This window comes from Aliivibrio sifiae (assembly GCF_002954715.1).
GTDB classification, from domain to species: domain Bacteria; phylum Pseudomonadota; class Gammaproteobacteria; order Enterobacterales; family Vibrionaceae; genus Aliivibrio; species Aliivibrio sifiae.
In genome coordinates this window covers 67,021-79,209 of the sequence record NZ_MSCP01000001.1, presented here as the reverse complement: position 1 = coordinate 79,209, position 12,189 = coordinate 67,021, and the positions used below count along the sequence as shown (strand labels likewise).

At 38.7% G+C, this 12,189-nt stretch carries 8 protein-coding genes and 3 tRNA genes; 6 read left to right on the top strand and 5 right to left on the bottom strand.

From position 1 onward, the window contains the following. The first annotated feature begins 711 nt into the window (after positions 1 to 711). Positions 712 to 2,337: a methyl-accepting chemotaxis protein gene (locus tag BTO23_RS00365; protein ID WP_105062780.1), complete on the top strand. Its 1,626-nt coding sequence runs from the start codon at positions 712 to 714 to the stop codon at positions 2,335 to 2,337. Between the two features lie 189 nt (positions 2,338 to 2,526). Here BTO23_RS00365 and BTO23_RS00360 read toward each other — a convergent pair. The 5 genes from BTO23_RS00360 to hrpB form a co-directional block, all read right to left on the bottom strand. Continuing rightward, a tRNA-Asn gene (locus BTO23_RS00360) sits at positions 2,527 to 2,602 on the bottom strand. Positions 2,603 to 2,632: 30 nt separating this feature from the next. Beyond that, a tRNA-Thr gene (locus BTO23_RS00355) sits at positions 2,633 to 2,708 on the bottom strand. Between the two features lie 55 nt (positions 2,709 to 2,763). Continuing rightward, positions 2,764 to 2,839: transfer RNA gene (locus BTO23_RS00350), tRNA-Phe, on the bottom strand. Positions 2,840 to 3,029: 190 nt separating this feature from the next. Next, a complete protein-coding gene (gene mrcB, locus BTO23_RS00345) occupies positions 3,030 to 5,405 on the bottom strand; it encodes a penicillin-binding protein 1B (RefSeq protein ID WP_105062779.1) in 2,376 nt (791 codons plus the stop codon). Positions 5,406 to 5,429: 24 nt separating this feature from the next. Further along, the gene (gene hrpB, locus BTO23_RS00340) at positions 5,430 to 7,895 is read right to left on the bottom strand and encodes an ATP-dependent helicase HrpB (RefSeq protein ID WP_105062778.1); all 2,466 of its coding nucleotides are present in this window, start codon (positions 7,893 to 7,895) and stop codon (positions 5,430 to 5,432) included. Between the two features lie 59 nt (positions 7,896 to 7,954). On the opposite strand from hrpB, the gene sfsA reads away from it, so the two are divergent. The 5 genes from sfsA to folK all read left to right on the top strand — a co-directional run bounded on the left by sfsA (position 7,955) and on the right by folK (position 12,167). Then, a complete protein-coding gene (sfsA, locus tag BTO23_RS00335) occupies positions 7,955 to 8,662 on the top strand; it encodes a DNA/RNA nuclease SfsA (RefSeq protein WP_061005768.1) in 708 nt (235 codons plus the stop codon). A 166-nt stretch (positions 8,663 to 8,828) separates the two neighbouring features. Further along, a complete protein-coding gene (gene dksA, locus BTO23_RS00330) occupies positions 8,829 to 9,278 on the top strand; it encodes an RNA polymerase-binding protein DksA (RefSeq protein WP_060994134.1) in 450 nt (149 codons plus the stop codon). 64 nt (positions 9,279 to 9,342) lie between these two features. Continuing rightward, positions 9,343 to 10,236: a tRNA glutamyl-Q(34) synthetase GluQRS gene (gene gluQRS / locus BTO23_RS00325; protein WP_060994126.1), complete on the top strand. Its 894-nt coding sequence runs from the start codon at positions 9,343 to 9,345 to the stop codon at positions 10,234 to 10,236. A gap of 123 nt (positions 10,237 to 10,359) precedes the next feature. Next, on the top strand, positions 10,360 to 11,685 hold the full coding sequence (gene pcnB, locus BTO23_RS00320) for a polynucleotide adenylyltransferase PcnB (protein WP_061014175.1): 1,326 nt from the start codon (positions 10,360 to 10,362) through the stop codon (positions 11,683 to 11,685). Continuing rightward, positions 11,682 to 12,167 (top strand): 2-amino-4-hydroxy-6-hydroxymethyldihydropteridine diphosphokinase, encoded by a 486-nt coding sequence (gene folK, locus BTO23_RS00315; protein WP_061005765.1) that lies wholly within the window; start codon positions 11,682 to 11,684, stop codon positions 12,165 to 12,167. Before pcnB ends, folK begins: the two co-directional genes overlap by 4 nt. Positions 12,168 to 12,189: the final 22 nt, after the last annotated feature.

Here is a 12,189-nt window from a genome sequence, read left to right as displayed (position 1 = left end):
TTTTTTGGTTGCTCTGTCTTTTCTATTAAAGAGAAGCAGAAACAAAACCGGCTCAATGATTAATACTGATTGTTACATAAAAGTAATTTTGTGTAGTCACTCAGTTCATTGATTATTTTGTTTGTCTTACTTCGAGAAGTAAAAGCAAACTAGTGATTATCAACTCACAAGTGCCCACACAGATTAATAGGTTTCAAATTGTTAAAGAGCTTTTCTTCTACTTTCAAAGCGTTTTCGCTTTTCTGTGAAGAGGACGGTCATTTTATCGATTTAAGCCTCAGTGTCAAGCACTTATTTGAAACTTAATTTTTAAACCATCTTACTAACTCTGATTGCGAATCCCTTATGGGATGGGCTCTCCGTGTCAGTGAGGTCGCATTATAGAGAGTTAGATCACATTGGCAAGCTCTTTTATTAAATTAAAGTCTACTTTCAATTCAAACGAAGGAAAAACAATCAAAACACACAAACTTTGTATGTATAACGTTCAAATAATCTCAATTTAAAGCAAAAGCAATTAAAACCAGCCATTTTATGAAAGCATGCTTTATTTAGACAACCAAAGATAATCATGATTTAGATCTACACGCACACCCCTTTAGTGTTATATAAGTCAAAACTATCAAGTAATAGAAAAGCATTCCTTAAAGTTATTTATTTATCGGTCGATCTAGTAATTTAAGGATAATCACTATATTTAGGACAAACGACATGAAGTTGAAAACACAATCATATGTTCTTGCTGCCATTATTTTATTTTCTCTGATTACAATGACAGCAACTGGCTTATGGACATTACGAGTAGCTAGCACCATCGACAATAAGGCTCGAGTTACAGAGCTTTTTCAAACCACTTATAATTTGATTGCCAACATGGAAGAAATGGTAAGAGAAGGAAGAATTGAAGAAAATAAAGCGAAAGAGCTCACTATCACTATCTTACGGAATAATGTTTATAAAGATAATGAATATGTTTACGTAGCTGATGATAATTTAATGTTCTTAGCTGCCCCTCTTGATCCTCAACTTCATGGCACAAGTTTCCACGAGTTTAGAGATAGTAAAGGTCAAAGTGTTGGACAAATCTTAGATGACGCCATATCTAAAACTCCAAATGGCATAGCTGAATATACTTGGTCATTAAAAATGCCTGACGGTAGTATTGATAAAAAACTATCAATTGCAGAAAAGACGAAAGACTGGAATTGGATCGTAGGTACCGGTATCGGCGAAACTGAGGTAAATTCGCGTTTTTGGTCTACAGCTCAATGGCAATTTGGATTAGCTTTTATTATTGCTAGTTTAATTTTTAGTATTTTAATGATATCGATGAAACGCATGATCTCTTTACTAGGCGGCGAACCAAAAGATGTACATGCCGCTATCCAAACAGTCGCAGCTGGAGAGATAGTTACTCAATTTGATACTAAAGCAACTGAAGATAGTATTTATCATGCCGTTCAAACAATGAATATTTCATTAGCTGAATTAGTTCAACATCTAACTCAGTCAATGTTAGCTTTAAAAGCAGAACTAGCAGACGTACATTCAAGATCAGGATCGGTGAGTCAATTAACAGAAAGCCAGCACCAATCAACCGAAATGATTGCCACAGCAATAACTGAAATGGCTTCCTCTGCAAATAATGTAGCAGAATCAGCACAACAAACGGCTATGAATACGGACGAAGCTGATAAGCAAAGCCTCCGCACTCAAAAGTTAATTACTGCAACTGTCTATAATATAGAGGGATTAGCAGAACAACTGAATACTGCAAGTACTGCGGTCGCCGAGTTAGATAGTGAAGTTAATAATATTGTTAAGGTGCTTGATGTTATTGGTGATATTGCAGAACAGACCAACCTACTTGCTTTAAATGCTGCAATTGAAGCAGCTCGAGCAGGAGAGCAAGGACGTGGTTTTGCTGTCGTAGCAGATGAAGTTCGCAATCTTGCAGGAAGAACTCAAGGTAGCACTAAAGAAATACAGCAAATGATATCTAACTTACAAGAAGGATCTCGTAACGCAATTTCGACAATGGAAATTTGTGCAGAAACAAGTAAAAGCACTGTTTCAGAATCTCAAAATGCTTCTGATGCCTTACAACATATTGTGACTGCTCTTGAATCTATATCAAGCATGAGTCATCAAATTGCAACAGCCTCTGAAGAGCAGAGGCATGTAAGTGAAGACATTACTCAACGAGTAAATATGATTGAAGAAAGTGGGCAACAATTAGCAAATGTTGTTGCTGAAAGTAAAGACAGCACTCATACCTTAACTGAACTTGCTGATGATTTAGAAACCTGGCTAAATAAGTTTCGAGTTAAGAGCTAGTTATACCAATATCATTAATTAGATAATTACAGGATTCGGTATCAATTACGAAGTTTAATTATAAATGGCATACCACTTTGGTGTGCCTTTTTTATATCCAGAGATCAATATATCTCTTAATATTAAATGAAGGTATTTTCTATAACCAAAACGAAAAAAGCCTCGTCATTTCTGACGAGGCTTTAAATGTGGCTCCCTTTGCTGGACTTGAACCAGCGACATACGGATTAACAGTCCGGCGTTCTACCAACTGAACTAAAAGGGAACAGGTGTTGCGTCTCATAAAGAGAATTAATGGTGCCGACTACCGGAGTCGAACTGGTGACCTACTGATTACAAGTCAGTTGCTCTACCTACTGAGCTAAGTCGGCACACTAATTTTTTATTGCTCGTGTTAATAAATTACTAAGCACCAACAATCTAATATGGTGCCCGGAGGCGGAATCGAACCACCGACACGAGGATTTTCAATCCTCTGCTCTACCGACTGAGCTATCCGGGCAACGAGGTGTATTAAACGGCTTTTACGCCTTTAGGTCAACCTATAATTACAAATAAAAGTTCGTTTGATGAAAATACGTACTGAATGCTTGTTTTTATAACGTTTCATTAAACAAAACACTGATAGATAACATCAAACATCACTTTCATTCGTAATTACGATTATGATATCAATCATAATTAGGTATCATTTATAGTCCAAAAATATCCGTTAACCAAGCTGCAGGGCTATTTTTTCTATCACACTCTGCTTTGTATTGACCACTTTTATCCCATATCGGTAACTTTACGTTTCCTCTACAATTTGGCTCTAACGTTTTATTACTTTCCAAATCAAACCCAGCCGTTGTTACATCATTCGGCCATGCTAATTGATATGCTTCTGGCGTTCGCAAGCCAAGGTAATCAGCATAGACTCTTAACGCGCCACTTGAACCAGTTAGTTTCATCGGTTTATTATCATCACGTCCTAGCCAAGTAATAACAACTTCTCGGCCATCAATACCTGCATACCAACTGTCTCGAGAGTCATTACTCGTTCCCGTCTTACCTGCTAAGCCTGCCCAGCTGTATTTACTATTCAAAAACCTTGCAGTTCCTTCACTGACCGTTTTTTTCATGCCATAAATTGTCAACCAAGCAGCTTGAGTCGGTACAACACTAGAAGAGCGTGGAAAGTTTTCATAAAGTAAGATCCCGTCATTATCAACCACAGCCTTTAATGCGGTTAACTTTGCCTTTTTACCACCATTCCCAAGAGTCTGATACATCTGAGCTACTTGATATGGAGACAAGTTGAGAGACCCTAACAACATGCTTGGTACTTGATTAATCTCTTGAGCATCTACGCCTAGCTTGACCAAGGTATCAGTCACTTTACTCAAGCCAACCATTAACCCTAAATTTACAGTAGGCACATTCAACGAACGAGAAAGTGCGTAATATAAAGGTACTTCACCTCTAAATTTACGATCAAAGTTTCGAGGTGTCCATGTTGTCCCTTTACTACCTTTTAATGAAATTGCTCTATCATCTAAGGTAGTAGCCAGAGAAAATTTATCAGGGCTTTCTAATGCAGATAAATAGATCGCAGGTTTAACTAAAGAACCTATTGGACGCTTAGCATTAATCGCACGGTTGAATCCATCGAATCCAGTTCGACTTCCACCGATCATTACTCTGATCTCTCCGCTTTGACGATCAACCACCACCATAGCCGCTTCTAAACCTTTACCCGCTCGCTTTTCTAATTGAGGAATTCTTTTCTCTACTGCTTGCTCTGCCTTTTGTTGAGATAAAGGATCAAGTGTAGTGAATACACGTAAACCCTCTCCTTTTTGATATGCAGCCCCAGCCTTTTCTTTCAATTCCCATTTTAATTGTTGAAAATACGCAGGTTGTCTCGTCGCAATCGTTGCTCGTTTTTTTACATCCAAAGAGCGACTAGCAGCCATCTCATATTGATGAGGGGATAAAATATCTTCCTGCATCATAAGGCGTAGTACTAAATCTCGACGCTCTTTTACTCTTTCAGGGAAACGCATCGGATTATAATAAGAAGGCCCCTTAACCATACCAACTAACATTGCAAGTTGATCAATACGCAACTCTTCAATTGGACGACCAAAATACACTTGAGCTGCTAAACCAAAGCCATGAATAGCCTCTCCACCAGTTTGTCCTAAATAAACTTCATTTAAATACGCTTCTAAAATACGATCTTTGCTATAACGATAATCAAGTATCAAAGCAATATAGGCTTCACGAACTTTACGCCATAGGGTTCGCTCTCTAGATAGAAATAAGTTTTTAGCTAATTGCTGAGTTAAGGTACTTCCACCTTGAACAGTCCTTCCTGCTTTTGCATTAACTAATGCAGCACGAGCAATCGCTAACGGTGATACACCATCATGCTGGTAAAAATCTCTATCTTCTGTCGCTAATAATGCATCAACCATCACCTCAGGGAATTGTTCTCTTCGTAAGAACAAACGTTGTTGATCATCATCCGCATCTAACATTCCTAAGAATTGAGGTTCTATCTGTAAAAAACCCATTTGTTTTTTTGCAGTTCTATTTTCAATCTTTTGTAACCCATCTGCATTAAAATACAACATGACATGACGATCAGGCTCCGGCCCTTGTTGAAATTCAAAAGGACGACGGATCAACTCAATTTTTGTTGATGATGATGAATACTCACCCGATCGTTGAGGTTGACTCACTTTTTGGTACTTTAATAGATCCAACTCTTTTTTAACTGACTGTAAGCTAATACTTTGCCCCGGAGATAATGTCAGAACACGACTATAAACCACCGTCGGTAAGCTAAATAATTGCCCATCAAACCGCTTTTTAACCACGGTATCTAGATAAATACCGGCGATAACTAAGATTGCTAGTAAAATCAAGCCTAGCTTAAAACACAGCACCAATAACCCCTTCCAAAATGAACGAGAGGATTGCGCTTTCTTTTTAGTTACCGTTTTCTTTTTGGTTGGAACTTTCTTTTTTGTCGTTGCCTTCTTCGGCGCAGCTTTTGCTGGTGTTTTTTTCTTATCAGCCATGAGAAATCTTTTAAATTGAGAACATTAATTAAAGTGACGTTTTGTTTTTTTTGTCGCTTGATGAGTTGCAGGATCATCTGGCCAAATATGTTTTGGATACCGTCCTTTCATTTCTTTTTGTACTTCTTTATATGAGCCATTCCAAAAGCCGGCTAAATCACTGGTCGTTTGCAGCGGCCTTTGAGCTGGAGATAATAACTCCATCACCAGCTTTTTTGTTCCTTTCGCTAATAACGGCGTTTGAGCTTCACCGTAAACCTCTTGCATTCTAACTGAAATTTTAGGGTCAGATTGCAACTCATAGCAGATCTTTGCCTTTGTCCCTGTGGGTAGCAAATAATGTGTCGGGAAATACTCATTAATCTGCTTTATCTTATCCCAACCGACGTAGGCTTCTAATGCATCGATAAGGTTGATCGTCTTCAATTGTTTGTCACTTTTAATGCCATTCATAAAAGGCAATAACCATTCGTCAGCACTCTCAAGTAGTTCACTTTCCCGCATAGCAGGGAGAGATATTTCAGGTAACCACTCACGGCAGCACTGTAAACGGGAATGTAAAGCTTGAACGCCTTTATTCCAATCTAAACACATCAAGCCTTTTCGTTTGAGCATACTAAGTAATGCGAAAGATATTTTGTCAGGATCAGGTGAACTTATACTCTTCCTTTCAAGTATTAACTTACCTAGATAACGTCTATTTTCAGCCACCATTCTGCTTGATTTTTCATCCCAATCAACATATTCACTTTCTGTAATTAAATGAGATGCAACATCCATTAATGACGATTTCGATAATGACGCAGCAAGAAATACATAACTCCGATTTTGATTGCCTTTTAATAGGTCAACCACAACGAGATAATCACTTTGTGCAATAGACTCAATTTCATCCATTTGAACGCCATGACCATTTGCTAATTGAAATTGCCCTATAGAACCTTTAGCCATCGCTAATCGTTCTGGAAAACCAACCGCAAGAACTTCGCCAATAATATCTATAGACGCAAGTTTGGCCTCTTCTTTTACGGATAATAATTTAGCTAAACGTTGAATACGCTGTTGATAATAAGCTTGCTTTGGGTACTTACCATCAACTAATAAAGAAAGATGAAAACTCAGATCTTTGGAAGAAATCGATTTTGCAGGTTCTTCAATAATAGGAAGTAAATACAAAGCAGTATGCAGGTGTTCAATTGAATGCTGTTGCGCTTGTAAAATAATAGCCGCAAGTCTAGGTTCAAGCCCTAATCGTTGTGATTGCTCACCAAGGGCTGTCAGTTGACCTTGTAAATCAATAAACCCTAATTGACATAATAAAGAGCGAGCTTGTTCCGTATTTGCATTTGGTGGTGGCGTTAACCATTGTAAATCAAGCGGATTAGTCACGCCCCATTTAGAAAGCTCCAATACCAAAGAAGATAAATCAGAAGATTCGATTTCTGGTGACTGTAGTAAAGCTTGTTGCAAAAATTGCGACTCACTGTATAAACGAATACAAAGACCTGGCTCTAAACGTCCCGCTCGCCCTTTTCTTTGCTCTGCAGATGATTGTGCTATACGTCTCTGCTCTAGTTTTGTAATACCAGTTTTAACATCAAATGTAGCTTTACGTTCATAGCCACTGTCAATAACAATCCTTATCCCTTCAATCGTCAAACTGGTTTCAGCAATATTGGTCGCTAACACCACTTTACGTTGCCCTTTAGCCGCAGGTTTTAGAGCTTGCTGTTGCTTTCTAGGATCAAGCTGACCATATAGTGAGGCAATCACGATATCGGAAGGAAGATCCTTTAATTGTTCTTCTAACTGCTTTATTTCACCAACACCAGACAGAAAAACAAGTATCGAACCTAACTCATTGGTAAGAGTCCGACGAATAGCGAGTTCCGTCGCTTCCACTATTCGTTGATTCGCTTTTAAAGGCACATAAGAAGTATCAACAGGAAACAATCGACCGTCAGATTCAAGATAAAGGGCCATAGGTAATAAGCTTTTTAGTGATTCTTGATCTAACGTTGCCGACATCACTAATATTTTTAAGTCATCCCTTAAAGCTTCCTGAACCTCAAGAGAAAAAGCTAAAGAAGTGTCTGCATGTAAACTACGTTCATGGTATTCATCAAATATTAATAGCCCTACCCCCGATAATTCAGGATCAGCTTGGAGCATTCGAGTCATCACTCCTTCAGTGACTATCTCTAAGCGAGTCTTTGAACTGACTTTAGTCTCACCTCTCACTCTAAAGCCAACTTGCTCCCCCACTGACTCACCAAGTTGAGATGCCAGATAATTAGCTATATTTCGTGCAGCCAACCGCCTAGGTTCTAACATAATGATCTTACCTTCAATCACATTTTCTTTTAATAGCATTAAAGGTAAGTGCGTTGATTTTCCCGCTCCTGTAGATGCTTTTAAAATAATTTGAGAATGATGACGTAGCCCTTCAATTAATGATGGGATCACTCTTTCAATAGGTAACTGTGACAATGGTTTCGCCTTATGGCATTATCTCGAATTAAACCATTGTACAAAAAAACAGTAGTTAAATGAAATTTGAACCTAAATTAGAATCTGGAGTGTTAATAAAACGCTATAAACGCTTTTTAACTGACATTGAATTACCAGATAAAAGCGAGCGAACTATCCATTGTGCTAACACAGGCGCGATGACTGGTTGTGCAACCCCTGGAAATACGGTGTTTTTTTCGACATCCAGTAATCTAAAGCGCAAATATCCTAATAGTTGGGAGTTAAGCGTCACAGAAAAGAATCACACAATATGCGTTAATACCGTTAGAGCGAATCAACTCGTCGTTGAAGCAATTCAAAATAAACAAGTTGATGAGCTAAATGAATACAACACACTTAAGACAGAAGTGAAATATGGCACAGAAAATAGCCGTATTGATATTCTTCTTAGTGAAGATTCATTACCTGACTGCTATATTGAAGTAAAGAGCGTCACTTTATTAGACAAAGCAGGACAAGGTTATTTTCCAGATGCAGTCACTACTCGAGGTCAAAAACACCTCAGAGAATTGAGTGAAATGGCGAAAAATGGTCATAAATCGATATTATTTTTCGCTGTTTTGCATTCAGGGATTGAAAAAGTATCAATCGCACACCATATAGACCAACAATATTATTCTTTATTAATTGATGCGATTGAAAGTGGGGTTACTGTTCTCTGTTACCAAGCAGAGATGTCGTCAAAAGAGATGAAGATCGTACGCAAGCTACCTTTTTGTGTTTAGTTGCTTAAAATAAGCAATATTTACATTCTTTTTAAGAAAAGTGCTACGTTCTTGCTACTAAGTCTCAATTGATGAATTGAATATTTGATTGCCCCTTTTCTTTCTGTTATAGATAGCGCCCTCATTTGGCTAGTGAGAGTCAAAGATGTTTTTAGGAGAAGCTGTAATGCCAGAGAGCAATACAAAAAGAACGCTAGGTATTCTAGCTATCGCTGGTGTTGAACCTTACCAGGAAAAAACTGGTGAAGAGTACATGGGCCCAGCCCAAATCGAACACTTTACGAAGATTCTAGAAGCTTGGCGTAACCAACTTAGGGAAGAAGTTGAGCGCACTGTGAACCATATGAAAGATGAAGCAGCTAATTTCCCAGATCCTGTCGATCGTGCTGCTCAAGAAGAAGAATTTAGTTTAGAACTGCGTAACCGTGATCGTGAACGCCGTCTAATTAAAAAAATTGAAAAAACACTTAACAAAATCGAAGAAGAAGATTTCGGATTCTGTGATTCTTGTGGTGTTGAAATCGGTATTCGTCGCTTAGAAGCGCGTCCAACTGCTGACCTTTGTATTGACTGTAAAACACTTGCAGAAATCAAAGAAAAGCAAATGGCTGGCTAATACCAATCAGCATAATAAAAAGGGAGCAATAGCTCCCTTTTTTACGTTTATTCTGTGAAAGACTATGACAACTCAATACATAGGTCGCTTTGCGCCATCGCCATCAGGCCCACTACATTTTGGTTCTCTTGTTGCTGCTTTAGGCAGTTATTTACAAGCAAAATCTCAACAAGGCCAGTGGTTGGTTCGTATTGAAGATTTGGACCCTCCTCGAGAGATTGTAGGGGCGTCAGACCTAATTATCGAAACTTTAGAAAACTATGGATTTGAATGGGATGGAGAGATTGTTTATCAGAGCCAAAGGCATGACCTTTATCAATCTCAAATTGACCAATGGATTAAACAGTGCAACGCGTATTTCTGTCAATGCACTCGTAAACAAATAAAAGCAGATGGTGGGTTTTATTTGGGGCGTTGCAAACATAAGCAACTCTCAGAAGAGAACGCATCCGTCCGTCTTGTTATGCAGCATCCTATTGAATCATTTTCTGATATTAAGCATGGCACCATTCAAATACCATCTCAATTAGCCCAAGAAGATTTTATTATCAAACGCCGAGATGGTTTATTTGCTTATAATCTAGCAGTTGTACTGGATGATATTGAACAGGGAATAACAGAAGTCGTTCGTGGAGCTGATTTGATTGAACCCACAGGGCGCCAAATATCTCTTTATCGTCAATTAGGTAAAAAAGAAGTCAGTTATCTTCACTTACCCCTTGCTGTTGATGACTCAGGGAATAAACTATCAAAACAAAACTATGCTCCTGCTATTGATAACGCGGATCCAAAACCAACATTACTTGCTGCGTTACAATTTTTAGGTTTTTCCTTACCAAAGGACATAGAAACCGCCACATTGAATGAAATTTTTCAATGGGCAATCAAAAATTGGCAACTAAAACAGCTTCCAACTGGGCTCGAGATCACTACCCCATTCTCAAAACCTGCAATTTAAGCTATGATGTGCGCCTATTTTTGACTGCTCACTTGAATATCGAGGTAAATTATCTTTAATCAAGTTGCCCGTTTTTGTCGTAATTTACTCAAAAACAACAGTGATATTTGCTCTACAGAGGATTTGAAACTGAACGTAATCACACGCCAAGAACATAATATTTCACGTAAAGATCTTAGCGATAATGCGCTAAAAGTACTTTACCGTTTAAGCAATGCTGGATATGACGCCTATCTAGTAGGTGGAGGTGTGCGCGATATTCTTCTAGGTCAAGAGCCTAAAGACTTCGATATCGCCACAAATGCCACGCCAGAGCAAATCAAAAAACTATTCAGAAATTGTCGATTAATTGGTCGTCGATTCCGTCTAGCTCATATTCTTTTTGGCAGAGACGTCATTGAAGTCGCTACTTTCCGTGGCCACCATAAAGAAGAAGAGTCAGAGAAGAAAAACATCTCATCTCAATCTAAAGAAGGCATGCTATTACGCGATAACGTGTATGGCACTGTTGAAGAAGATGCACAGCGTCGTGATTTCACAATTAATGCGATGTATTACAATATTGCTGACTATTCAATTCATGACTATGCCAACGGTATTGAAGACTTAAATAATGGTATTGTTCGTTTAATTGGCGATCCTGAAACACGTTACCGTGAAGATCCAGTTCGTATGCTTCGAGCCGTTCGCTTTGCAGCTAAATTAGATATGACTATCTGTGATAAAACGGCAGAACCAATGGTTGAGTTGTCACCACTATTACGTGATATCCCCGCAGCTCGTTTATTTGAAGAGTCATTAAAATTATTGCAAGCTGGTAAAGGGCTAAATACCTACCATATGCTACGTAAATTTAATTTATTCCAGCAATTGTTCCCTGCGCTTACCCCTTTCTTAACTGAAGAAGGTGATAGCTCAACAGAACAAATGATCGAATTAGTATTACGCTCAACAGACAAACGTATTAATAGTGGTAAACGCGTTAATCCTGCCTTTATGTTTGCTGCTATGTTGTGGTATCCGTTAACGGCTAAAGCGCAAGAAGTGCAAGATGAAAATCCAAAGTATGATCACTACGAATCTATTATGGAAGCGTCTAATATCATGCTTGATATTCAAGTTAAAAGTACCGCTATACCACGAAGACTAACTGCAACTATTCGTGACGTTTGGCAACTTCAACTTCGCCTTCCTCGTCGTAATGGCAAGCGTGCTTTTGTTCTTATCGAGCAACAAAAGTTCCGTGCTGCCTATGACTTTTTAGAAATGCGTGGAACCGTCGAAGGCGGAGATGTGAAAGCTTTAGCTGATTGGTGGACAGAGTTCCAAGATGCGCCAGCCCCACATCGTAACAATATGATCCAAGGTTTGCATGGTGGTCGTTCTACAGGTACCCGCAAACGCCGCAGCCCATATCGTAAGAAAAAAAGAGCAAATAACGACTCATGATCAAAGTAATTATTGCAATTGGGAGTAATCTTGGGAACCCAGTAGAGCAGGCGAAAGTTGCGATTGAAGCACTTCACCACCTGCCAAACTCTAAAGTGACAGCAACTTCTTCACTTTACAGTAGCTCTCCAATGGGCCCTCAAGATCAACCAGATTACATTAATGCTGTTGTTGAACTTGAAACAAACCTTGAACCACTTGACCTACTTGACCTCACTCAAAAGATTGAGCTTGAGCAAGGTCGTGTTCGTAAAGATGAACGTTGGGGACCAAGAACCCTCGATCTCGATATTATTTTATTTGGCGATCAAACGATCGACAATGAGCGATTGACTGTGCCTCATTACGGCATGAAAGAACGTGAGTTTGTTCTTTATCCGCTCGCAGAAATTTATAACGATTTAACCTTTCCTGATGGAACCATGCTTTCTCAACTGCTTACACAAGTAGAGAGAAATGGCTTAACTATCTGGAAAGCGTAATCGCTTCTAGTAAGGATGTTTA